Annotated in this window: 22 protein-coding genes and 1 pseudogene; 16 read left to right on the top strand and 7 right to left on the bottom strand. The window is 54.1% G+C overall.

The features are described 5' to 3' along the window. Positions 1-178: 178 nt before the first annotated feature. Positions 179-505 carry a DUF1330 domain-containing protein gene (locus tag SJY13_RS21730; RefSeq protein ID WP_377194260.1) on the bottom strand — a complete coding sequence of 109 codons (327 nt, stop codon included), beginning with the start codon at positions 503-505 and terminating at the stop codon, positions 179-181. A gap of 172 nt (positions 506-677) precedes the next feature. Between SJY13_RS21730 and SJY13_RS21725 the strand changes: the two genes are divergently transcribed. Further along, a complete protein-coding gene (locus SJY13_RS21725; protein ID WP_377194258.1) occupies positions 678-1370 on the top strand; it encodes a winged helix-turn-helix transcriptional regulator in 693 nt (230 codons plus the stop codon). 61 nt (positions 1371-1431) lie between these two features. After that, positions 1432-1920: a GFA family protein gene (locus SJY13_RS21720; protein WP_377194256.1), complete on the top strand. Its 489-nt coding sequence runs from the start codon at positions 1432-1434 to the stop codon at positions 1918-1920. 367 nt (positions 1921-2287) lie between these two features. Here the strand turns inward: SJY13_RS21720 and nhaC are convergent, their stop codons facing one another. Beyond that, positions 2288-3724 (bottom strand): Na+/H+ antiporter NhaC, encoded by a 1437-nt coding sequence (gene nhaC, locus SJY13_RS21715; RefSeq protein ID WP_377194254.1) that lies wholly within the window; start codon positions 3722-3724, stop codon positions 2288-2290. A gap of 301 nt (positions 3725-4025) precedes the next feature. Between nhaC and SJY13_RS21710 the strand changes: the two genes are divergently transcribed. Further along, positions 4026-4712 carry an IS6 family transposase gene (locus SJY13_RS21710; RefSeq protein WP_377194252.1) on the top strand — a complete coding sequence of 229 codons (687 nt, stop codon included), beginning with the start codon at positions 4026-4028 and terminating at the stop codon, positions 4710-4712. A gap of 23 nt (positions 4713-4735) precedes the next feature. Here the strand turns inward: SJY13_RS21710 and SJY13_RS21705 are convergent, their stop codons facing one another. Beyond that, positions 4736-4963: an AAA family ATPase gene (locus SJY13_RS21705; RefSeq protein WP_377194250.1), complete on the bottom strand. Its 228-nt coding sequence runs from the start codon at positions 4961-4963 to the stop codon at positions 4736-4738. A 387-nt stretch (positions 4964-5350) separates the two neighbouring features. Between SJY13_RS21705 and SJY13_RS21700 the strand changes: the two genes are divergently transcribed. The 8 genes and pseudogenes from SJY13_RS21700 to SJY13_RS21665 all read left to right on the top strand — a co-directional run bounded on the left by SJY13_RS21700 (position 5351) and on the right by SJY13_RS21665 (position 13577). After that, positions 5351-5824: a VOC family protein gene (locus tag SJY13_RS21700; RefSeq protein WP_377194248.1), complete on the top strand. Its 474-nt coding sequence runs from the start codon at positions 5351-5353 to the stop codon at positions 5822-5824. Positions 5825-5870: 46 nt separating this feature from the next. Continuing rightward, a complete protein-coding gene (locus tag SJY13_RS21695; protein WP_377194246.1) occupies positions 5871-6221 on the top strand; it encodes a hypothetical protein in 351 nt (116 codons plus the stop codon). 130 nt (positions 6222-6351) lie between these two features. Next, positions 6352-7320, top strand: a complete 969-nt coding sequence (locus SJY13_RS21690; protein WP_377194244.1) for a carbon-nitrogen hydrolase family protein — start codon at positions 6352-6354, stop codon at positions 7318-7320. A 42-nt stretch (positions 7321-7362) separates the two neighbouring features. Beyond that, a complete protein-coding gene (locus tag SJY13_RS21685; RefSeq protein ID WP_377194242.1) occupies positions 7363-10095 on the top strand; it encodes an aminotransferase class I/II-fold pyridoxal phosphate-dependent enzyme in 2733 nt (910 codons plus the stop codon). Positions 10096-10113: 18 nt separating this feature from the next. Continuing rightward, complete coding sequence (locus SJY13_RS21680; protein WP_377194240.1) at positions 10114-11562, top strand: biotin carboxylase; 1449 nt, start codon at positions 10114-10116, stop codon at positions 11560-11562. An 8-nt stretch (positions 11563-11570) separates the two neighbouring features. Then, positions 11571-12560 carry a C45 family autoproteolytic acyltransferase/hydolase gene (locus tag SJY13_RS21675; protein ID WP_377194238.1) on the top strand — a complete coding sequence of 330 codons (990 nt, stop codon included), beginning with the start codon at positions 11571-11573 and terminating at the stop codon, positions 12558-12560. Between the two features lie 281 nt (positions 12561-12841). After that, positions 12842-13339, top strand: a pseudogene (locus SJY13_RS21670) (IS6 family transposase); the annotation flags it as partial. Continuing rightward, positions 13338-13577, top strand: coding sequence for a hypothetical protein (locus SJY13_RS21665; RefSeq protein WP_377194236.1), 240 nt, complete (start codon positions 13338-13340; stop codon positions 13575-13577). The pseudogene SJY13_RS21670 and the gene SJY13_RS21665, both read left to right, overlap by 2 nt. A gap of 126 nt (positions 13578-13703) precedes the next feature. On the opposite strand, the gene SJY13_RS21660 is transcribed toward SJY13_RS21665, so the two are convergent. Then, positions 13704-15698 carry an adenylate/guanylate cyclase domain-containing protein gene (locus SJY13_RS21660; protein ID WP_377194234.1) on the bottom strand — a complete coding sequence of 665 codons (1995 nt, stop codon included), beginning with the start codon at positions 15696-15698 and terminating at the stop codon, positions 13704-13706. 22 nt (positions 15699-15720) lie between these two features. Between SJY13_RS21660 and SJY13_RS21655 the strand changes: the two genes are divergently transcribed. Continuing rightward, positions 15721-16593 (top strand): substrate-binding periplasmic protein, encoded by an 873-nt coding sequence (locus tag SJY13_RS21655; protein WP_377194232.1) that lies wholly within the window; start codon positions 15721-15723, stop codon positions 16591-16593. A gap of 392 nt (positions 16594-16985) precedes the next feature. Further along, positions 16986-17714: an SDR family NAD(P)-dependent oxidoreductase gene (locus tag SJY13_RS21650; RefSeq protein ID WP_377194230.1), complete on the top strand. Its 729-nt coding sequence runs from the start codon at positions 16986-16988 to the stop codon at positions 17712-17714. 52 nt (positions 17715-17766) lie between these two features. On the opposite strand, the gene SJY13_RS21645 is transcribed toward SJY13_RS21650, so the two are convergent. Then, the gene (locus SJY13_RS21645) at positions 17767-18522 is read right to left on the bottom strand and encodes an N-acyl homoserine lactonase family protein (protein ID WP_377194228.1); all 756 of its coding nucleotides are present in this window, start codon (positions 18520-18522) and stop codon (positions 17767-17769) included. 122 nt (positions 18523-18644) lie between these two features. Here SJY13_RS21645 and SJY13_RS21640 point away from each other — a divergent pair, with 122 nt between their 5' ends. Continuing rightward, entirely contained in the window at positions 18645-19688 is a 1044-nt protein-coding gene (locus SJY13_RS21640) for a pyridoxal phosphate-dependent aminotransferase (protein ID WP_377194226.1), read from the top strand. Positions 19689-19980: 292 nt separating this feature from the next. Here the strand turns inward: SJY13_RS21640 and SJY13_RS21635 are convergent, their stop codons facing one another. After that, on the bottom strand, positions 19981-20670 hold the full coding sequence (locus tag SJY13_RS21635; RefSeq protein WP_377194224.1) for a winged helix-turn-helix transcriptional regulator: 690 nt from the start codon (positions 20668-20670) through the stop codon (positions 19981-19983). Positions 20671-20768: 98 nt separating this feature from the next. Here SJY13_RS21635 and SJY13_RS21630 point away from each other — a divergent pair, with 98 nt between their 5' ends. Beyond that, positions 20769-21575, top strand: a complete 807-nt coding sequence (locus tag SJY13_RS21630; RefSeq protein WP_377194222.1) for a class I SAM-dependent methyltransferase — start codon at positions 20769-20771, stop codon at positions 21573-21575. 485 nt (positions 21576-22060) lie between these two features. Here SJY13_RS21630 and SJY13_RS21625 read toward each other — a convergent pair whose 3' ends face one another. Further along, on the bottom strand, positions 22061-23752 hold the full coding sequence (locus SJY13_RS21625; RefSeq protein ID WP_377194220.1) for a thiamine pyrophosphate-binding protein: 1692 nt from the start codon (positions 23750-23752) through the stop codon (positions 22061-22063). A 215-nt stretch (positions 23753-23967) separates the two neighbouring features. Here SJY13_RS21625 and SJY13_RS21620 point away from each other — a divergent pair, with 215 nt between their 5' ends. Then, on the top strand, positions 23968-24558 hold the full coding sequence (locus SJY13_RS21620; RefSeq protein WP_377194218.1) for a histidine phosphatase family protein: 591 nt from the start codon (positions 23968-23970) through the stop codon (positions 24556-24558). Positions 24559-24572: the final 14 nt, after the last annotated feature.

The raw sequence follows: 24572 nt of genomic DNA, 5'->3' as shown, positions 1-24572 counted from the left end.
CTGAATCCTGAACGGTGGATCAATTTCATAGCCTGAGCAGGCGACGAGCTAAACCGGCTTGTCGCCTGCACTCGGCTCATTCCTGCCACTCACCGACCGGTCAAGATGCTGCGATTGCAGCCCGCCTTGCTGCCATTCGCTGCGGGCGCAAAACCCTGACGACGGACATTGGATCGGGTCACCCCGCCTTCAGGTAGGGGATTGCGCCAGCGATGTCCGTATCGTCAATGACATGAAAATTTGAGACGCTTCCCGACTGGCGTGCTTCGCTATACGGCGCATAGTCAGGGTCGGTGGCGAAGCTATCGAGTGCTTCCCGGGTCGGGAACTCAAGAATTGCGATAAGAGTGCTGCCTTTCTCTTCACCTTCGAGGGTTTCAATATTCCCGCTCCGAGACAGGTATTTGCCACCGTGTTTTTCCACCAAATTGTGAACGTTCGCGGCATATTCCGGGACCCACCCGTCATCTGTGATTTTGATATCTGCAATTAGAAAGACACTCATGATTCTTCTCCCGTTCTGTTGCTGACCGAATTGGCTTAGCCATCTCCGAACAGGCTACCAAAGGAATTCCCATCGCCTCCAGTCACGAAACTGAATCGGGTAGTACAGTTTCTGGACTATGCCCAGCCACCAAGACGGTTAGACTGTCAGCAGATGGATTGGGGTGAATGACATGGTGCAGCACGGCTACAAACAATTCTGCCCGCTCGCGATGGCGGCCGAGGTTCTCTGTACCCGCTGGACTATGGTGTTGATGCGCGAGTTGATCGCGGGATCCACACGGTTCAATGATATCCGACGGGGCGTCCCCAAGATGTCACCGACGTTGCTATCGCAACGCTTAAAATCCTTGGAAGAATCCGGAATCGTTGAAAGAAAACCCGCTCCGACAGAACGTGGTGTTTTCGAATACCACCTGACCGAAGCGGGCCGCGACCTGCGCGAAGTCGTCATCGCTATGGGAATTTGGGGTCAAAAATGGGTGGAATCGTCTTTATCGCTCAAGAATCTCGATCCATCACTTCTCATGTGGGACATGCGGCGGAACCTGAACCCCAAGCCGCTGCCGGAAAGACGCACTGTGGTCCAGTTTATGTACCACGACCTACCGTCCACGAAGCGTGACTGGTGGCTAGTGATCGAACCGGCTGGCGAGGTGGACCTGTGTTGGGCCGATCCAGGGTTTGAAGTTGACCTTTACGTGTCAACAGACCTGCGGACGATGACTGCGATCTGGATGGGAGTCACTGATGTTTCCGCAGAACAAGAGAAGTTTGAGTTTTCGGGTTCGCGTGAAATTTCTTCGACCATTCAGACTTGGCTTGGTCTCAGCCCGTTCGCTGCTCAGAAGAAGCTCGTCAACTAGCGGCTGTGTCGCAGGCCCGGAATTGAGTTTGGCCCATTGATTCAACAGCGAGGAGAACAACATGTCAGCCAGTCTCATAGGGCGCTGTCTTTGCGGCAATGTAACCTACGACACCGGAAGCGAACCGCTTTGGATTACAATTTGCTATTGTCGGTTCTGCCAGCGCGCCACAGGGTCAGATCGGATGATCGAGCCAATCTTTGAACGGGACTCCTTTGTCTTGTCGGGTTCTGACGCCAAGGCATATACGCTGCCTTCTGATGGCAGTGGCAAGAACATCAATGTCCATTTCTGTAGTAGCTGCGGCACCAAACTGGCCTTAACCTTCGAGCGTTGGCCGGACCGGATCGGTATCTATATCGGAACCTTGGATGATCCGAGGTCGATCACCGCAACTGTAGGGAACACCAAACATATCTTTGTTTCCGAGGCACGATCGGGGACAATCTTACCCCCGGGTTTCAAGACCTTTGATCGTCATGCTACCGAAAATGACGGCACGCCCATCGAGCCGACAGTTTATGCTACGCCTTGCATCGTTGGAGGCTGACATTCGCGTCCACCGCAGCATCGGTCAAAAAGGGCTCTTCACGGACATCGTAGCCGGTGCAGAATCTTTATTGTGGAAGGCCAGGGCTACCATCGAGATCGGCCCAGAGCCGACATTCAGCACCCAATCGAGACGCTGCGGTAGCAGCCCGCATTCCTGCCATTCGCCGCAGACGCGAAATCACGTGCAATCCGAACAGGAAATCTGCGGACATACCGACCTTTCGCTGCAATTGCCCGATGTCTGCAGTCGATCGATCTGAAGCCCCGGAACTAATATGCCGTATGCAACGTACAGACCCGACTCGTCCGAGTGCCATCTAGCCGAACCACGCTTGGTCCGGTTATTTTTTGCTTATTTCGTACGGTTATTCAGCCGGTGCGCCTATGGTGCTGTCTGCCCCTGTTTCCGCTGGTGCTATTCTCCAGATTGTCCACCCCATATATCCAAAGAGCAGAGTAACAATCGGAGATAGCCAGCAAAAGAATGCAAAGGGCAGGTATGCGAGTGTTGCAACACCAAGCGTTGCCGCCTGGTATGCCCCACCTGAATTCCAAGGCACAAGGTTGGCTGTGACAGTTGCGGAATCTTCCACCGCGCGAGATAGGTTTTCGGGCGCTAGACCACGGTCGCTGTAAGCCTGGGCGTACGTCCGTGCGCCCATAACGATGGCCATATATTGATCACACAATATCATGTTTGCACCGATGCCAGTGAATACTGTGGATGCAATTAGACCACCATCAGATTTGACCATCGACAGTACTTTGTCCGCGATTGCTTTGAGTTGGTTGGTGCGCTCCATGACGCCGCCAAACATCATCGCGACAATGACCAGGCTGATGGTATACATCATCGAGTCCATACCGCCGCGTGACAAAAGGCTATCAACATCGGCATTACCCGTAGTGGATTCAATGCCTCCGAAAGCCGCGTTTACAAGTGCGTCGTAGTTGGCCCCTTGCAAACCAACAGCCAACATGGCCCCTGCGATAACGCCAAGTGTAATCCCAGGGATCGCGGGCATCTTGCGATAAGATACAAATAATACAATCAATGGCGGCAGGATCATTGCAATATTGATTGTGTAGTTTTCATTCAGGACAGCAAGAATGCTCGAAACCCGTTCCACATCCCCCTCACCACCGCTGTATTGCAGACCCAAAATGATCTCGATGATAAGGGTCAATGTGATAGAAACGCCTGTGGTGTATGACATGTGCTTGATGTGCGTGAACAGATCGGTGCCAGCCAAAGCAGGAGCCATGTTGGTTGTGTCTGAAAGTGGCGACATCTTGTCGCCAAAATAGGCTCCCGACAAAACCGCGCCTGCAACCAATGGAAGTGGGAAGCCAAGTCCCGCGCCAACGCCCATCAAGGCCACACCAATCGTGCCCGTAGTCCCCCAACTGGTGCCCGTTGCAAGCGAAGTAAGCGCACAGATTACGACTGTTACCGGCAGGAAAATCGAAGGCGATAGAATAGTCAACCCGTAGTAGATCAAAGTTGGTACAACGCCACCCAAGATCCAGACGCCAATCAGAATTCCTACAATGATCAGAATGATTGTCGCAGGCAGCGCATTGGTAATGCCGCGCACCATGCCGTTTTGAATGTTTTGCCAGCTAAAACCACAGCGCAGCGCAATCAGAGATGCTACGAATACACCCAGCAGCATTGGGATATGCGGATCAAGCCCGTAGACAACGATTGATATGCTAATTCCGACAACAAGCGAAAAGAGCGATATCATTGCCTCCCAAAAATGAGGTGCACGAGCGCCTTCAGGGACGTCAGTCTTCATCGCACTCTCCCAAGTTGTTCTTGTAATCCCACCTAACGGGCGAGTTAGTTACAACCCAGCCTGAACGGGATGAAAAAAATTAGCAATGTTATTTGCCGTGTCGGGCTCTGTCTTACCGGCTGCATATCGAGCAGTAGAACGTATCCCAGCAGGGCGAATTTACTAGGGCGACTTGTGCCTCCATGCGTACTGACTCAAATTCGTGGCTGTAGTAGGTTCTGTCGCAAAGTTTTTTCAGTTGGCCGGGCTGGCTCGGGCGTAGTAGATGCGGGCTTTTGAGTTTGCGAGCGAGTAGCCAACCGTGCCGATTGACTTCAAAGGGAGCCATTTCCCCAAAAGCGTGATCTTATTCGCTGTGTTTTTCTATGTTCGTTATGGGGTTTCGTATCGAGACCTTGAGGAAATCATGGCCGAGCGTGGCGTCGATGTCGACCATGCCACACTGAACCGCTGGGTGGTGAAATTCTCACCATTGATTGCTGCAAATGCGCAGGCCAGGAAGAGGTCAACAGCCGTTTCCTGGCGGATGGATGAAACCTATATCAAAGTTCGCGGAAAATGGATGTACCATTACCGTGCAGTTGACCGTGACGGCCAAACCCTTGATTTCATGCTGTCAGAGCGCCGCGATACCGCTGCTGCGCGAAGGTTTTTCAAGCGTGCCGTTGGCAACAACGGTGTTCCAGGCCGAATTGCCATCGACAAGAGCGGTGCCAATTTGGCAGGCCTTCAGAGCTTAAATGCCATCCTTAAGTTCACGGGAGTTGGTCGGATCATAGACGTCGTTCAATCCAAGTATCTGAATAATATCGTCGAGCAGGGTCATCGTTTCATTAAGCGCATCACGCGGCCCATGCTTGGCTTCAAAGCCTTCCATTCTGCGGCAGCAACCTTAGCTGGGATCGAGGTCACGCACATGATCCGCAAGGGCCAGTTCGGACAAACCAGCGTCTCCGCTTTCAAGCAGTTCGCCGCACTCGCAGCATAAGTGCGTCCAGCGAAGGCCGTTCTTCAGCCAGACAAAAACTTTGCGGCAGAACCTGAGATCGCGTCCGCACCGGTTTCTGACAAGGTGAAAGGCGTCAGTTCGTGATAGCTGACCCGTCCCGCCAGGGATTCCGCACTTTGGTGCAAAAGCGTTTTCGAGGCCGAACCCAGTAACAAGAACTGGCCAGTCCGATGCCCTTGCCTGCGCCGTCGGTCAATTTGACCGTGCAAGGCCTTGAACAAGCCTGGCATAAGTTGAACCGGTTCTGTCGCAGGAATTCTATGATCTGAGTGCTTATACCGGACGTGTGGTGTATGGCCACGAGGCCGAAGAGGGCGGGGTCGTCATATCGGGACGGGTCGAAGTGTCAGTGAGGGTTCGACGCAAAGTCCGGGGCCGGGGGATGCGTATTACTTTGACAGCCGCGCGCCGCATCGGTTTCGGCAGGTAGGCCCGAAAAAATGCCGCAACTTTGGCTCCTTTACCCCTATGGCATTCTGAGTGGGTCAAGAAAATTCCCTCACTATGCATCATGGTGTTGCATATTTTTGAGGGCCAATCCACAGTATGGTGCATAGTGCGGGAGTTTCCCTGCATATCTCATCGGGTGACCGCCACCCAAGTCGGAGATTTCGGACATGAAGAAGAAGCCTGCCACACTGCCCCGTGGCTATCGTACTTGCACTGCATCGCTCGCCGTCGCTGACGTTCCGGCAGCGCTGCAATTCTACGAGAACGCCTTTGATGCCAAGATTGAGACCCATGACCCGGACGAAGCCCCCGGCTTTGCCGCAATCAAGATCGGTAATTCGATGCTGTTCTTGACCGCAGGCTGGGGTGCGCATATCCCGACCTCCCCAGGAACCGTCACGCCGGTCGGTCTTTATATGTACGTCGAAGACGTTGATGCCGTGCTGTTGACGGTATTGGACAGCGGCGCCAACCTGGTTGCGGCCGCAAACGACACCTATTGGGGCGAGCGATGTGCCACGGTTGAGGACCCGTTTGGCCATGTCTGGACGTTGGCAACGCGCCTTGAAAACCTTAAAGCAGCAGATATCAGAGAGCGCCGCAAAGAGCTTGTGGATGCTGCGCAGATAGAGGCTGCATGATCAACGACCTGGTTGGACCTTCGGCGGAACGCAGGGAGTGCGGTCTATGACAGACGCCCCCTATCCGACCTTCACGATCCGCCAGAACGATCTGGCCATTCTGGCTGCCGAAGGCCGTACAGGTGACTATCCCGTCGCCGTCCGCACGGCGCGCGAGGTGGTAAGCGGTGGGTTCGCCAATCATTCGGCACATCCTAACACCTGGACGGTTTATTTCCTGGTCGATGGCCAATGGGCACTGGTTGAATCCACACGTGGGCTTCGCCGTGAATGGTCCAGCCTCGACCGGCTGGAAAAGTGGCTGCGCAGTTGCGGGTTCCGGTTCTTCTGGGTCCGCAATGATATCGATTTTGTTGGGGCGTCGGGCGAGGATGCCGTCGAAAAAGAGGTCAGGTGAAAGACCTTGCCTCGATAAATCAACGTCTGTGGACAGCAGGCTTGCGCCAACGCGCAGTTTTATGTTCCGATAGAGAACGCAGGATCACAACAGCGATCGCAATCGGCAAGAAAAAGAGAAGAAACAGAAAATGACCCCCTTTGCGATAACTGGAATTCAGATGCATGTCGGCGCGATGCACTCGAATGTCGAGGCGATGCTGCATCGGGTCGATGTGATGATGGCGCGGTTCCCTTGGACGCAGATGGCCCTGTTCAGCGAGCTTGCTCCTTATGGTCCGCTCGACCGGTTTGCGCAGCCGTTCCCCAACGACGACCTTTCGCGGTTTCAGGACGCGGCGCGGCGCTATGGAATTTGGCTGATCCCAGGGTCGATGTTCGAAAAAAGCGAGGATGGCCGAGTTTTCAATACATCCGTGGTTATCAATCCCGATGGTGAGATTGTCTCGAAATACTCGAAAATGTTCCCGTTCAAGCCGTATGAGCAGAACATTGCGTCTGGCACCGAATTCTGCATCTTTGACGTGCCCGACGTGGGCCGTTTCGGGTTATCGATCTGTTATGATATTTGGTTCCCCGAAACCACCCGACACCTGACCAGTCAGGGGGTCGAAGTGCTACTGCACCCGGTGCTGACCGGTACCACCGACCGCGAGGCCGAGCTGTCAATTGCCAAGGCCACGGCCGCGCAGTTCCAGTGTTACGTATTCGACGTGAACGGTCTGGCTGCCGGGGGTGTTGGCCGCTCGCTTGTGGTCGATCCTTCAGCCACCGTTCTGCACCAGTCGGCTGGACAAGAAGATATTTTCCCCATCGAGATCGATTTGGACCAGGTGCGTCGTCAGCGTGAAGTTGGCCTGAAGGGATTGGGCCAAGTTCTCAAAAGCTTCCGCGACCGCGAGGCGGACTTCCCGATCTATGACCGCTCCAGCGGCGCGGATGCCTATTTGCATACGCTGGGCCCGCTGCGCATTCCGCAGAAAGGAGACGTCGCGGGCGTCGCTGCATCCGATCCCAGAACGGCGCTGGGATATAGCGAAGACGCCGTGACCAAGCCCGACAATCTGTACCTCTACAAAGGGCGCTCTGGCACAGACTGATACCGGCCCAGCTTTTCGGCATCGGCAGAAAGGACAAATTTCATGTACGGAAATTCCGAAAGCGAAAAGCTCCCAACAATCTCGGATTACTATAGTGCCTCACAATTGAGGGCTGATAGATGGAGCGCGCTGCGGGAAACGGCTGAATCTCTGTACCGCGACGGTGACGAAAAACATCGCGTGCGCGCCCTGCAACTGATGAAGGCGCTGACCCCGATCGAGATGTATTTTGCCTTTCCCGGCGGATCTGCCTTTGACTACCTGCGCCGATTGCTTGAGCATGGCAACTTCACGGATTTTTCAACCGCAGTGCGCCGGGTGTCCCGCGCGCTGACCTCTGGGGCCTTTCGCCGCCGTTCAATTCCGCTGATCGCGGATGAGACCGAAGGCGACGAATTCGAAGACGAGTCTACCCAGACCCATGAAGCACGGGCATTGGGACGACCGTATTTTGAGGTGATGATCGTCGACAATGTCAACGAACAGCAGGAAAAGTTCTTACAAACCAGCCTTCAGCGCATGCGCCGCAGCGAAGACCCGTTCATCTATGAAACCGTCGTTGTGCCCAGTGTCGAGGATGCGTTGATCGGGGTCCTGTTCAACCAGAATGTGCAGGCTGTCATCGTCCGTCCGGGTCTGGGCTTGAAGTCCAAGAACGAGACCAATGTTTTGGGCCGCTACATGAGTCTCTATGGCGAAGGGGCGGATCTAGAAGAATTGACGCCATCGGAATACGGACCTGAAACCTGCCGCCGGATCGGCATGTTGCGTCCGGAACTGGATGCCTATCTGATCACCGACCGATCTGCCGAAGACATCGCCGGGCTTGATCTGGGCCTGTGCCGGCGCGTGTTTTATAACCAGGAAGATTTTCTGGAATTGCACCTCAACATCCTGCGCGGTGTGCAGCGTCGCTACAAAACACCGTTCTTCACTGCGCTCAAGGAATACTCCAAGCAGCCGACGGGTGTGTTCCACGCTATGCCGATCAGCCGTGGAAAATCCATCACGCGTAGCCACTGGATTCAGGATATGGGGGCGTTCTACGGCTCGAACATCTTCATGGCGGAAACATCTGCCACCTCGGGCGGGTTGGATTCCCTGCTGGAACCCAAGGGTCCAATCAAGGAAGCCCAAGAGGCCGCCGCTCGCGCCTTTGGTTCGAAACAGACGTTCTTTGCCACAAATGGCACCTCGACCTGCAATAAGATCGTTGTTCAGGCGCTGGTAAAGCCCGGCGATATCGTTCTGGTCGACCGTGACTGCCATAAATCGCATCACTACGGCATGGTGTTGGCAGGCGCGAGTGTAGTCTACATGGACAGCTATCCGCTACACGAATACTCGATGTATGGCGCGGTTCCGATCCGCGAGATCAAGCATAAGCTTTTGGCCCTGCGGGCAGAAGGTAAGCTGGACCTGGTGCGCATGGTGCTGCTGACCAACTGCACCTTTGATGGAATCGTCTACAATGTCCAGCGGGTGATGCAGGAATGTTTGGCGATCAAGAAAGATCTGGTTTTTTTGTGGGATGAAGCCTGGTTCGCCTATGCAAGGTTCGCCCCCAATTCGCGTGTGCGCACAGCGATGCGGTCGGCCAATATCCTGCGCGAAGAGTTCCGGACGCCTGAACATGCCGAGGCCTACAACGCCCAACAGTCAACGCTGGAAAGCGCTGATGACGAGGTTTGGCTAAATACCCGCCTAATCGCACCGCCCGATGCGCGGGTACGGGTCTACGCCACGCAGTCGACCCATAAGACACTGACTTCTCTGCGCCAGGGATCAATGATTTACGTTAACGATCAGCGTTTTAAGGGGTCTGTCGAAGAGGCGTTTCACGAAGCTTATATGACGCATACGTCCACTTCCCCGAACTATCAGATCATTGCCTCTCTCGATGTCGGGCGCAGACAGGTCGAACTTGAGGGCTTTGAATTTGTTCAACGGCAAGTTGAAAGCGCCATGGCGATCCGCAGGGCGGTATCGACCCATCCGCTGCTGAAGAAATACTTCAAGTTAGTAACTGCGGGCGACATGATTCCCGAGGAGTATCGTGAAAGTGGGATGACCAGCTATTTCGACCCTGATCAGGGCTGGGCGGATGTCTGGGATTCCTGGTCACGGGACGAGTTCGTATTGGATGCCACCCGCATCACTCTGCATGTGGGTGCAACCGGATGGGATGGCGATACGTTCAAGACCAAGATCCTGATGGATAAATACGGCATCCAGATCAACAAGACGTCGCGCAATACGGTTTTGTTCATGACCAATATAGGCACAACGCGCAGTTCGGTCGCCTATCTGATCGAAGTTCTGGTCGAGATCGCCAAAGAACTGGACGATCTTATGGACGATGCGTCAAAAATGGAGAGGCTCGCATTTGACAAGCGGGTCAATAACCTGGTCGAAAACGTTCCGCCGCTGCCCGATTTCAGCAGGTTCCACGACTCGTTCCGCTGTGAAAAAGGCACCGAGGCGGGCGACATCCGCAGCGCCTTTTTCCTGTCGTATAACGAGGATAACTGCGACTATGTCGAGCCCGACAAGGACATGCTGGATCGGTTGGAAGCAGGCGAAGAGCTGGTTTCGGCCACATTCGTCATCCCATACCCGCCAGGCTTTCCCATATTGGTGCCAGGACAAGTCATAAGCCCCGAGAATCTTAAATTCATGCAAGAGCTGGACGTATCGGAAATCCACGGTTTTCGCGCCGATCTGGGTCTACGCATTTTTACAGAAGACGCTTTGAAATCAGTAAAGAACCCCTAAGGGGACAGGGAGGATAACATGCCAAAGAAGGTGCTCAAGAACATCTCGGAAATTCGCCGTTTTTTCCACACCAACAAAGACCCGGTCTATTTTGTATCGGCGACTAATTTCAATCTGTTGGGACTGGACGAATGGGTGATGAATTTCACCTATATCTGCTACATGGACTGTTTTGACGGACGCCACCCGAACGTTTTCGTGCCCTCGGAAATGCCGCATGATGAATTCCAGTCGATTGAGGACATCAACAATTACCTGCTGCAGCACAAAGAGGTCATTGACCTGATCAAGCGGCGCGGCGGCAAGCCGAAATTTGTCTTCCTGATGTTTGATGAAACCACCGAAAAGCTGGTCAAGGAGCTGGGCGGCCAGCTGTGGTTCCCCAAGGCCAAGCTGCGCACCAAGTGCGACAACAAGATCGAAACCGTGCGTATCGGCAATAAGGCAGGCGTGCCTTCGGTGCCCAACACCCTGAGCGTCGTCAAGAGCTATGACCACCTGCGCAAGGTCTGCGATAAGGCCGGGCTGGGGCATGATCTGGTGTTGCAATCGGCCTTTGGCGACAGCGGGCACACCACGTTCTTCATCAAGTCCGAGGCGGATTTCAAAAAGCATGAACACGAGATCATCGGTGAGGGTGAGATCAAGATCATGAAGCGGATCGACTGCCGTGGTGCTGCGATCGAGGCTTGTGCCACGTCCGAAGGTACAATCGTTGGCCCGCTGATGACCGAGCTTGTGGGTTTCAATGAATTGACCCCTTATCGCGGCGGCTGGTGCGGCAATGAAATCTTCTCGACTGCCTTCGCACCCAAAGCTCGCGAACAGGCGCGGCAACTGACCTTCCAGTTTGGTGAAGAACTGCGCAAATCCGGCTATCGCGGCTATTTCGAACTCGACTTCCTGATCGACAAAAAAACCGATGAGCTATGGCTGGGTGAGTTGAATCCTCGCATCACTGGCGCGAGTTCCATGACCAACCACGCCGCCTTTGCCCACGCGGATGCGCCGCTCTTCCTGTTTCACCTGCTGGAGTTCTCAAAAAAGCCGTTCGAGCTGGACGTTGAGGAACTGAATGCACGCTGGGCCGACCCAGACATGATCGACAGTTGGTCGCAAATGGTGATCAAATACACCGACGACAATGTCGACGTGATTACTCAGGCGCCCCAATCTGGTATCTACAAGATGCTCGAAGACGGCCGCGTCGTGTTCGATCGCTTCGACTATCACCGCCGCTCGGTTGGTGAGAATGAGGCGTTCTTCCTGCGTATTTCTAATGTCGGTGACTATCGCTACGAAGGCGCTGATCTGGGCATTCTGGTGACACGCGGCCGCTCGATGACCAAAGGTTTTAAACTAACAGACAAATCAAAATTGTGGATCCACGGCATCAAATCCACGTATTCTGCGCGCCCGCTTCCTGCGGCCAGTGCGATGGATGATCCCGCCTTTAAAATCATGTAGAAAGCTAAATGGTACTTGTATTTCGCTCAATTGACGAGGAACAGCCCGGTCCCAAGCTGGCCGGGCTGTTTGCCGAATACTGGCCCGCCTACCGTAAATGGTGGGCGCAAGAGGGCTATTCTGCACGCCCTACCTACCGCGAATGTCTGCGCGCGCTGGAAAAGCACATGCCCGAGATCGTACCACTCTACGATGAGGTGGTTGAACTTGTGGGCGGCAGTGACAGCCAGGCGCGGTTTCTCAGCTTCTACTGCCCGCCGAAATACTTGTCGGGTTGCAGTCAGGCGATCTGGCGCGGCAGAACGCCGTTCCTTGTGCGCAACTACGACTACCATCCCAAGACCTTTGATGCGGCTCTGTTGAAAACGCACTGGGACGGGCGCGGGGTGATCGGGATGAGCGACGGTGTTCTTGGCCTTCTTGATGGTATCAATGATGCCGGCCTCACTGTTTCGCTGACCTTTGGTGGGCGGCGAGAAGTGGGCGATGGTTTCGGCGTGCCGCTGATCCTGCGTTATGTCCTGCAAACCTGCGAGACAACGGCGGAGGCGATCGACTGCCTGTGCCGCATCCCCTGCCACATGAGCTATAACGTCACGGTTCTTGACGCGCAGTACAACCACAACACAGTCTTTCTTGCCCCTGACCGGCATCCGCAAATCTCGGACGTACCAGTAGCGACAAACCATCAGGGTCATGTTGAATGGTCCAAACACGCGCGTTTTACGGCAACAGTGGAGCGCGAGAAATACCTGCTGAACCGGCTCAACCAGCATCCAGAAAGCGAAAAACGGTTCATTGACGCTTTCCTGCGCCCGCCACTCTACTCTACGGCATTCGGATCGGGGTTTGGGACGCTGTATACGGTGGTTTACAGACCATCAAAAAGGCAACTACAATTACTGTGGCCAGGGGCGTCCTGGGATTTGTCGTTTGGCGATTTCTCCGAAGGAGAAATGAAGCTTTTGCTGCCTGAGGATCTCGAGTCCACTGACTGAAATCGGTTTTGTCGTGAATTGGCTTTGTTGCACAATTCGGCTGAGGGTCGAGGGGTTCTGATGGAATGGACATCCCCGGGTTTGTTGCAAACTTTTAGATTTGATTGCCTGGTGTACCCCCGAGCGACAAGATGCACCGGCAAGACTGTAGAGCAGGTGCCCAACATGATTTCGTTCAAAGGTTGCCATTTTCCAAGGATCTGTTGCAAACATTTTGCCATTGACGCTCAAGAACGCAGAGAGTGAATAGCGGCTGGTGTAATTCAGCCGAAAGTCAGTTCATGATTTCTTTCAAGGGTGCGCAATATCCGAAGGATGTTATCCTCTTCGCGGTGTTTTTCTACGTTCGATACGGCGTGTCGTACCGTGATCTTGAAGAAATCATGTCCGAGCGTGGCGTTGCGGTAGATCACACGACGCTGAACCGTTGGGTGACAAAATACGCTAGTGCAATCGCCGACATCGCGCGCAGGCGTAAGGGACCGTGTGACCGCTCCTGGCGGATGGACGAAACTTACATCAAGGTGAAAGGTGCGTGGGTCTATCTCTACCGAGCGGTCGATAAACACGGCAAGACGCTTGATTTCATGCTTTCGCAGCGTCGAAACAAACCCGCCGCCACAAAATTCTTTGCCCGGACACTGGAGGTCAACGGCCTTCCGAGAAAGATTGTCATCGACAAAAGCGGAGCTAACACGGCTGGCATCAAGGCCATATCTCAGCACTGGGCTGATCCACTGGGTTGTGGCCTCGCACCCGATCCATTTCCTGTATCATATGCAGCTCAAGGCGCTTGAAGCCGCCACGTCGCATACCGGCTTTGAAAGCCTGCTGGTCAAAGACAAGAGCAAGTTGTTGTTGGGGGATTTCTTCCATCAGCTGCATCATCGGTATTTCGAATGCAACTACGGAACCCTGGAAATGCCTTGGGACCACTGGTTTGGGTCGTTTCATGATGGGACTGAAACAGCGGCAACCAAGATGAAGGAGCGCCGCCTACGGTATCACGGGCGCTAATGCTGCGTTGTGCAAGAGCGTCTGCTTCCGGGAAGCGGCCCGGTCGAGAAAAGACACAAGCGAACGTCGGCAATGGGCCGCACCTCTCGCGGACCTATGCGCACAAAATTAGTATTCCAGTCCAAGTTACTCTGCTGCGTCCTCGGCGTTTGATTGGGCGGCAAGGCGATCTAGCGCTTTCGATAAGCGGTTAATCGCATCTTCCCGTTGGTGTGCAGAGAGGTCAGATGGGTCCGATTCCAAAATCGAAACGAGGCTTTGCGCCTGCTGTGCTGGCTCAACAGCAGCCTCATGACTGATACCTTTGACGCAGTAGGTGGTAATCGGATATGCCATCCCCTTCACCTTGACCTCACCTTGTTCCTCGCAGTCGATTTCGTCTGCGACATGTGCATAGGTTTCGTAGGAGATCAGAATTTCTCCGGGTTCCGAGATTTGCTCCAGGCGGGACGCGATATTCACGCCGCGGCCGATGATAGTATAATCGAGCCGGTCCTCGCTGCCGAAGTTACCGACCGTGCAGAAATCGGTGTGGATGCCTACCCGGCACCGAAACGGATGGGCGATACCAGCGGCAAGCCATTCGCCGGTCAATTCGCGCAGGCGGTCCCTCATTGCGATCGCCATTCGGACACAGGCACGGGCGTCCTCTCTGACACCCCGGGTTTCCGGATCCCCGAAGAATACCATGATCGCATCACCTATGAACTTGTCGATCGTTGCACCATGGTCGAGCGCAATCTTTGACATTTCTGTCAGGTACTGGTTGAGCACCTGCGTAAGCTCTTCTGACTCCATACGGTCGGCTGTTTCGGTAAAACCGGCAATATCGGAAAAGAACACCGTCAATTTCTTGCGCGATGCCGTAATTTTCACTTCCTGTCGTCCCTGGAAAATCAACTCGTAGACTTGCGGCGAGAGGTATTTGGCCAGCTGGCTGGAAAGCTGCTCGAGCTGCGCGGATTTGGTCGCCAGTTCCTCTTCGCGTTGCTTGAGTTCGGTGATGTCGGAATAAACCGCCACCGTGCCGCCATCCTCGGTGCGCCGCTCGCTGACCCGCAAATAACGGCCATTTGCGTAACGCTGCAGATACTCGGGGCCCGGGTTCAGGTGGCGCGCCATTCGCTCTTCTACCCACCGCTCCGGGTCACCCTGTGCGTCGGCAAGGAGCCCACGATCAACTGCTGCGGAGAGGATGCTCTGAAAAGGTTGCCCCGTTTGCATCATGTCGTCGTCGATGTTCAACAGCTCTTTGTAACGCGAATTGGCCGCAACTAGACGATCGTCATTGTCATAAAGCGAGAAGCCTTCCGAGATGGCTTCGATCGCGTCGTTGAGCCGTGTCCTGGCGCGAGCGGACTCGTCCCGTGCTGTGGCTAGTTCGGCGGTGCGTTCGACGACACGATCCTCGAGCGTATCGCGTGCGTCACTCAGTTCGGCCTCGTAGGCGGCCTGTTTTCCCTGCATTTCATTATAGGCGCCGATCACCTGACCCAGTTCATCCGAGCTTTCCCAGATCACCGGTTGCCGGCTGCCTCCGGTCCGGCGCTGCTCGATCGACGCAAGTAACGCCGCCAGCGGGCGTCCGATGATTGTTCTCAGGGCATATAGCGCCGCCGCGACCTCCATAGCCACAGCGACGAGGGCAATAACAGCTGCAATCAGCAGGCGGTTGAGGGTTTGCTGCCATAAATGCTCACGCGTGGCGACAAACTCGAGCGTACCGATCACCTTTGGCCCTGCACCGGCATCAAAGACAATCTCGCGGCTGAGCTGCACCAGATCTCCGGACGAAGCGGTTTCGGCTACTTCGCCCGCCGCGCTCACCAACTCCTGTTCTTCCCCATAAACCTGTGCCGACAGAATCTCGCGGCTTGTCACAAGCGCCGCAAGCGCAAGCCCGATCTGTTCGTCATCGAGATTCCATAGCGGATTGGCAAGCGCCGCCGCCTGAGTCTGGATCTGCCCTTCCAAGCTTCGCTCTAGCCTTTCCACAGCGCTGCGATGGGTGAGGTATTCAATGACACTGAAAACCCCGATCACCGACAAAAAGATCAGTGGAATCGTCACGCGCAGGAATTTTGCTCTGAGCGTTTCGGTACGGGTGCGCTTGGACGCCATTTCAGAACTCGTATGGTCGTTGTTGCGTGATTGGGACAGCCTCGGCTCGTGGATTGCGCAGATGTGCAAGGATACGCCATATTCGGACTATGCCAAACTGATTGTGGTTTCAGGGACGCCAATGACAAAGCTTGCCTTTTTCTTTTCTGTGTTGATTGCCGTCTGCGCTGCGACCGCCCGTGCTGACGACCGGCTACGCTTTGTTACGCTTGAGTTTGCGCCGTTCATCTATGGAGAAAACCAGCAGGTCGCGGGCCCTGGCCGTGACGTGATAGCCGAGGCATGCCTACGGGCCGGGATCGCTTGCAGTTTTGACATCTACCCCTGGCGGCGGGCGCAGGAACTCATGAAAGCCGGCGATGCTGACGGCATGATGGTTATCGGACGCAACCCGGCCCGCGAAGAATGGTTGGATTTCTCGCCACCCCTATTCCGCACCGAATATGGTTTCTTTGTCGCGGCCAACAATCCTCTGATCTACGACGAACAAAGCCAGGTGGCCGGGTATCGTGTCGGCGTCTTTGCGCCATCCAACACTGAAACTCAACTCAAGGGTTTGCGCGAAGAACAGATTGCCCAACAGGTCGAGCCAATCGAAATCGATGGCCACCCCGATGATGCTGCAGGGATGCGGAAACTCGCAGCAAACAGACTTGATGCCGTTTATTCCAACCGTGATCGCGGTTGGGGGATTATTTCTGACGAGGAGCTTGGGGGTAAGGTTCGCTATGCGGGCGGTGACAAGGCAATTCTATACTATGCCGGGATCCGCAAAGACTTTCCCGATCCGGACGTCGTTAAGCGGTTTTTTGATTCGTGGCCTGCACTTTATTCAGATGGTACCGCGCAACGGATCATCGAAGGCTATGGATTGGAGCCGGCGCCGCAAGAATAATCTACCACTCGCGAGCAACTTTAACACTCGCTTGAGCCGGGAATGTTCCAAAGATGCTGTCACATCTGAGTTGCTTGGTTCGTTGAGCACGACCTGAACGGGACATTGGTCCAATGACTACGCCCTTCGCCTTGCAGTCACGCAGCAACTCAAAATGCTGCGCTCTGAACGAATGGCAGCTTTTTGGGGGCTCGCACATAAAATCAAGAAGAATTCGAACGGCAGGTATGGGCCGACAACACCATACGGGCAAATGGGCTGTTGGGTGGACTAGATGCTCACTACAAATATTGAGCAGAATTCAATTTGACCTGTAGGGTTTAAGGTGAGGGTCTAAGTTCGATCCTGCACAATAAAGAAACTGTTCCGAAGCCAAAGCAAGAGGGATTACCATGAAAATAGCTGCTGTCACAGGCGCTGCGGGGGGAATGGGGCTCGCCATTTGCCGCCAATTATGTGCGGATGGGATGCATGTGGTTGGGTTAGACCTCAACGCAGATGGTCTGGACGAAGTGGCCATAGAACTCGATTCTAGCTTCACGGCGATGTGTGTTGATCTCACACGGCCAGAAGCCATTTCTCAGACATTTGCGGACATCAGGACGGCGCGTGGCGGGTTGGATGCTTTGGTCAATAACGCAGGCACTTGTTTCATGTCAGATTTTCCAAACATACCTGCCGAAGAATTCGATAATCAGATGGCGATAAATTTTTCCTCTGCATTTCACTGCTGCCAGCACGCGGTGCCAATGATGCTTGAACGTGAAGGCGTTAAAAAGATCGTCAACATATCATCAAACGGTGCGTACAACTTTGATGTCTTCGATCCTCCGCACTACCGTGCATCCAAGGCGGCGATGGACACTTTGACCAAAGACCTCGCCCGGCGTTATGCGCTAGACAAAATTTGCGTGAACTCGCTGGCCCCCGCCATGACCGAGACACCGCTTTTTGGCGTCCTCACTGACGACGTCTTGCAAAAAGCCATTGATGCCATGCCGCATGGCCAAGCGATGCAGCCCGAACAAATCGCATCCTGGGTCGGCTTCCTAATTTCTCCGGTAGGTGACGTTTCCAGCGGCAATGTCATCATCCTCAATCAAGGGCGCGACGTGCGATAGGATTCAGCTGCGAGGAGTGCTCAGCGAAATTGAGGCGGAATCGTTTTCGTGATCAGCGATAGAATTCTGGTGCTTTTTTCAGTTCAGGCCATTGCACTGGACAATGCCCATAAATCACGAAGGCATCCCGCTGGGATGCCAGTCGCATGAGCCGGTCCGCACTTGCAATCGCGGCCTGCTCATCCCAGGACCCCGCAAACTTCTCGTCAAACTCAGCGGGCCGGGAGATTGCATCGCTCGTCAGCAAGAATGCACCCGATGGAAGATCAACCATCATGGCAATCTGACCTGGCGCGTGTCCGGGGGCTTCCAGAATCGTAAGACCAGGACCGATTTCAACATCGCCTTCAACCTCAAGATAGTCCCGATCGGGCCAATCCAATGGTTGTACATCGCCCCAATAGAGCGGTCGCGGCAGGGCCCGTTCTACGGCCGATATTAGGATCGGTGAGGCTGGAAAATCACCCAAGCCACCAACATGGTCGATATGAGTATGTGTACAAATCTGCAATGTGACGTCTGCAGGCTTGATCCCCAATTTGGCTAGTTGTGCTTGTGGCAGGTTGTCAGGTCCACAGATCAGAACCTCACCAAACTCAAACAACCGGTCTTCTTTCACTGCGGCGTCAGTGTCGGTCGCGTAATTTGCGGGAAAGCCGGTATCGATCAGGATCACCTCGCCGGAATCTGTGCGGATCACAAACCCGCAAATTCCTATGATCCGCCCATTGGAATGGACCTTGAACAGGCCATAGTCCAACACGGCCAGATCAATTGGTCGTCCTTTGACAAACCCCTCTGCTTGCACGCACTCTCTCCCTATCTGGTCACAAGGGTTTACGGTCGGGGATGAAAGTCAAGATACATACGCTTTTTCAGTATTTGCTAGATACTACAGAAACGGACCCTGAAGCGTTCATTGGGTTTTCTTTGTCTGAATCGCCTCGTTTGGGCACCTTCCTGGACGCGCTGGATTCCGATCTTCCGCTGGACTGGAACCAGAAGAGCTTTCGCGGATTGCCTGAATTAAGGAGCCATATTTTGGACAGGGCGGGTCTCTCTGGTCTTTGTCAGCCAGATGACGTTCTGATCACGGCTGGCACCGCAGAAGCCAATTATCTGGCCTTCATGCAATTGGTCCAACCGGGTGACGAAGTCGTGACGGAACGTCCCGGATGGCCGCAAGCTGGCGTGCTGGCCGATGCAGTCGACGCCACACTGAAAGTGATCGACCTCGAGGAGGCGTCAGAATGGTCCTTGCCACTTGATGCTGTTGAGGCCGCTGTAACCTACCGAACGCGGCTTATTTTTCTGACCAACCCCAATAATCCCACCGGGCGCCTCATGACCCGTCGCGAGCTTGAAAGGCTAGTCCAGATCGCGGATCGCGTTGGCGCGTGGCTTGTTGTGGACGAAGTGTATGCCGGGTTGGAATGGGAGGGCGATCGCGCGCCTTCCATTGCTGGCATGTATAACCGGGGGATTACGACAGGTAGTGTATCCAAGGCGCTGGGACTTCAAGGGTTGCGCACCGGTTGGATGATTTGCCGTGATCCCGATCTGATTTGGGATGCAATTATCCTACGGGAAAACTCAAGCGAGATCATGAACATACTTGGTGAGGTCATTGCTGAAATAGCTCTGCGACCAGACAGGTATGATCAGGCCATGAGCGCAGCGAGAACCGCTGGTCAGAAAACGCTTGAGCGTCTTGATCGATTTGTCGCTGAACAAACGCGCCTTGAGTGGATTAAACCGCAAGCCGGATTGATTGGTCTGGCGCGGCTGGACGGCATTGATGGAGATGTTTTTGCCAAACGTTTGCTTGCCGAACCCTACCGAACGTTCCTATTGCCCGGATCGTCGTACGGCATGCGCCATCACATCCGACTGGGTGTCGGCGGAGGTGTTGCAGCCAATTTGGATCTTGGATTGGAGCGAATGGGTGAACTGTTGGCGAATTGGCAAGGTTAAATTGGGTCGCAGATGCGGCAGGGTTCAGAGGCCACCCTTTGCGCAATATGTGTCGCGGCATTTTTGGCGTGCCTATCATGGTGATCCCGTACGTCGCCAGACGTGAAGAACCGCTTCAACGATGAATTGTCAGCAATGCCGGCAATGCTAGTATGCCGCGACTTCAATCAGCGTCTGCTATGGGGAAGCTGCAATGCAACGGATGTGGTTAGGATAAAAGACCGCTACGGGCCGTCCAGAGATGACTATGAATCAATTCCCGCATGTCCAATGTCCGTCACTCGAAACCCCACTATGCAGTTTGGCGACATGATTTGATGGACGTTAACGGGCTGAGATTGAGCCAACTCACCAATTGATGGCTGGCCCAGCTATCGCCAAGCACTTCGAGGCTCTGCGTTTCAATTGCCCCGGCTGGGGTGAGGTCTCCTCTGACGATGTAGATCGCGTCCGGAAGGGTACATGCCAGATAGAGATTAACGTCTCCACCGGGATCCTCGACGCACAATTCGCATTGTCCGTTCCGGTTCAGAAACCACCAATATCTTTTGGCCTCTGTCTGATCGGTCAGCTCCAGCCGAACAAGGCAGCGTCTCGTACCGAACGCATTTGGGTTGGTCGTGCTTTCCAGGCTCCAGACCAACAATCCCAGATCGACCTCATGCTCCTTCAATTGACGCCTCGTCCAGCGTTGCCCCCATATGCCGAGAGCCTCGACCAGGGGTACAAACTCGCGCCCCGCTTCCGTCAGCACATATCCGAGGCGTTTTTCGCCCATGTCGTGGCGCGCAACAACACCTTCTTCAATGAGCCATTTCAGTCGGGAAGACAGAAGTGACGGTGACATCAAAGGCACGCCGCGTTTCAGCTCGGTGAACCGGCGCGGTCCAACAGCCAAGTCACGAACAATGAGCGCGTTCCAACGTTCGCAAAAAAGCTCGGCTGCCTTGGCGACTGGACAGAACTGACCGTAGGATTTCATCGGAACCCCCGTCATGTTGCTACAGATTCCGAACTATATCCGCCAAGCAGCACTGTGTCACCAATGGTGCAAACGTAACCTTAAAGGTGGGTGAAAGCATGTCGCAAGATACCGCAACTGCGGGACAGGTATCGAAAACCGCAGCCGAAATATACGATGAGTTCTTTGTCCCCGCTCTCTTTGGTGAATGGGCGGGGCGGCTTTGTGACCTTGCCCGAATTGCACCAGGGCATACCGTTCTTGATGTCGCTTGTGGCACCGGTGCCACCACACGCGAAGCTGTCCTGCGGATTGGATCAAAGGGCCGCGTTGTCGGCCTCGACCGCAACCAAGGGATGCTTGACGTTGCACGAAAACGTGCGGCGGGCATTGATTGGACCGAGGGTCTGGCCGAGGAGCTCCCATTCCCTACGCGTTCACTTGATGTTGTTCTTTGCCAATTTGGTCTGATGTTCTTTGACGATAGGGCCAAAGCGCTTCAGGAAATGCGACGCGTGCTGAGACCGGTTGGTAAGATTGCCCTGTCAGTCTGGGATGACGTTGACACTTCACCCGGATATGCGGCGATGATCACATTGATCGATGAAATGTTTGGTTCGAACGCAGCGAGTGCGCTGCGGGCGCCCTTTATCCTTGGCAAACTGGACTTTCTTGAAAGTGTTCTTGGCAAGGGTGGATTGCAGGAAGTAACTGTAACGACTGTCACTGGCACAGCGCGATTTGCCTCGATTCGTGAATGGGTTCGTATGGATGTTCGCGGCTGGACACTGTCAGAATTCATCGACGATGCCGGGTACGAGAAATTAGTCGCAGAAGCGGAACAACGGCTGGGGCAATTTGCTGCCCCGGATGGGGCAGTGGAATTTCCAGCACCCGCGCATTTGGTTTCGTGGACCGGCGACTGACGAAAAACCTGCTGTTTTGGCCAGGAGCGCCGGACATGGCCTTGTGCATATGCGTGCATTAGTATGCCGGGCAGTTTGTGGAGACCGGCTTTGGGGCGTGGTTTCCGCATCAGTACGGTGCGTCTTTCTAATTTGGGAGACCTTGGACGAGCCATGTCATGGTTTTCAGAAAACCTAACAATGGCAGGAACAGCTGTCATTCTTGAGCACAATTCTAGCGAACGCTTCGTCCCGCTACTGTGGAGTTGGAACAGCAGTTGACCTGGCAGGCGCAGCGAATGACCGCAAAGCGGGTTGCGACCGCAGCAATGATGGGTGCCGGTCAACGGCAGGAAAGGGCCGTGCCTGCCGAGGGCAGCGCAACCAATTATCAAATTTGCTGCGACTTTCGACAGGTCGAATGCCGGCAATGGGCTGCCCATGTCGCTCCCAGGGATCACAGGATGATTGACCCTATGGAGCGTTAAAGTTCGGATTGAATCTCACTAACGACATCGGTTAGCCCGACCGTTGTTTCGCGCGACCTGATTTCCCCAACGCAAAAGGTTCACATTGCAATCGTCGCGGTCAATCATCACTTCGATAAAGCATAGCCCATCCCGGCTATGCGCTTCCTTGATTGCGGCGTCCAACTCACCTTCTGTTGTTGTCTTACAGCCCCATGCGTTGCCTTCGCCAGCACTGAATACATCGATTAGACTGGCATAGTTCCAGTTCTTGATGGTGTTATACGGACCGTCGTGAATCTCTACTTCGATCGTATAGCCGCCGTTGTTGATCAAAAAAATGATCGGGTTCGCATTGTATCTGATCATTGTTGAGATTTCTTGCGCGGTTAATTGGAATGATCCGTCGCCGATACAAGAGACCAATCTGCGCCCCTTTTGGCCAAGTGCATAACCAAGCGTTGCCCCGACGGACCAACCAATTGAACCGTATTGCATCTGAATTTCGAAACGCGCCCCTTCGGGCAGGTCAATGTCGATGCCATTGAACCAGGAGTCTCCTGTCTCAACAAGCAAGGTGCTATCACCATCAAGCATGGTCTGAATGCGCGCAAACAACTGGCGCACTGTAATGGGTGTTTCGGCCGCGCCGGGTTGCGGTAAATGTTTGGGAGTTTGCACGCGCTGATAGGCTGCAATTGCTCCATTATTTGGAGTTAACCGCTCGGCCAAAGCGCCTAGAAACTCGCTCATACGAACATTGCTGAAATGAGTCTCTCCGAGTTGAACTGAGTTTGGGTGGACCATTACTGCTTTACTGGTGTCAAATCCCAGTTGATGGCCAGTCGTGGTGTAGTCGGTGAATGCCGGCCCCACAAACAGCAGCGCATCCGCGGCATCGACGATCTCACCGCAACCAGGTGTGCTGACCGGACCCCAATAGATGCCCATGAAACTATTATCTGCTTCCGATAAAAAACTTTTGGCGTTCGGCATCGATGCTTGGGCGTAATCACTCGCAATCGCTAGACGACGCAATGAGCTTTCTGCCTGAGCCGCGCGCACTTTGCTGCCAGCAACAAGAACCGGACGATCCGCGGCATTCAAAAATTCAGACACTTCTTTGACGGCCACAGCAAGGGAATTTGGGTCACTGGTCACCTGCCTTGCAAAACTGCGGGGCACGGGGGCGGATGTCTGTGCACCTGCAATGTTTGAAGCGATCTCAATATACACCGGTTTTCGACGCAACATTGCCGTATCGATAGCGCGATCAATGGCCACCGGAGCTAAAGAGGGGTGATGTATCCTTACCGTTTCTGCGGTGACGCGGGCGTACATCTCACGCTGATAGCCATAGTCAACTTCGCCCAGTGTATGATGCAGATATTCCCACTCAGCCTCGGAATTCGTGTTGGGACCACCTGATATAGCAATCATCGGGAGGTCTTCTGCATAGGCACCTGCAACCGCATTTAGCAGGCTTAAGCCACCTACAGAAAAAGTTACAACCGCCGCCGAAGGCCCCCCGGTCGCACGGGAATATCCATCCGCTGCATAGCCCGCGTTGAGTTCGTTGCAGCAGCTGATCATTTGCAGATCCGGGTTGCTCAACAATTCATCAAGAAGAACCAAGTTGTAATCGCCCGGCACGACGAAATAGTCTGCAATTCCAGCCTCTTGCAATCTCTTTGCTAAATAGGATCCAACTGTCCAACGTTCTGACGTCATGTCGCGCGCTCCACTATGAATGCTAAAAATGTCTTTCAACTAGCCTAGGCGCGAAACCCGGATTCGCGCAACAGCGGCACCTTGCGAAGCACTAGGAGAACGGCCGGTTTGAAGAGCCGCACCTCAGCAAACAGTAGGTACGCTTAATGTCGCCCTTGGGCTGATTTGACTCACTCTGGAGTTGGGACCGGGAATGGCATAAATTAACCAAACAGTTGAACAACAACTCAACATTTCTTAGCACGTCGGAAACGCTAAAAGTGACAATTTACCTAATTCGACACGCTCAATCGGCCTTCAATGCGGTTTATGACCGAAACAAGCCAGATCCTATGATTTTCGATGCACCGATCACAACTCTCGGAGAATCTCAGGCAAAGCAGGCGCGGGCGGAAATCAATCAACTTAGTCTTGTTAATGTCATCGTTTCGCCATTCACGAGAACGCTGCAAACAGCCCACTTGATTTTTGGAAACACGCGGCCGTTTCAGATCAATGCAATGGTACGAGAGCAACTTTGCAACAGCTGTGATGTTGGAAGCCCGCCGCATGAGCTTGCTAAAAATTACCCCCATCTCGAATTCGATCACCTCGATGATTGTTGGTGGCATGACGGCGAAAAAGACCACAGAGGTATCTCAGTTGAACCCCATGAGGTCTTGATGGATAGAACGATTGAGTTTTCCGCTTTTCTCAAGCACGAGCGCATTCACTCCACTGCGATTGTCACCCATGGGAATTTCATTCACGTGCTAACCGGAATTCAACCGAATAACTGTGAAGTGATAAAATTCGATCCCCACTAAGATCAGAGTCCGCT

The sequence above is a fragment of the Ruegeria meonggei genome, from assembly GCF_042768335.1.
Taxonomy (GTDB): Bacteria; Pseudomonadota; Alphaproteobacteria; order Rhodobacterales; family Rhodobacteraceae; genus Ruegeria; species Ruegeria meonggei.
Note: the sequence above shows the minus strand (reverse complement) of the source record. Positions and strands in the feature narration are given on the sequence as shown.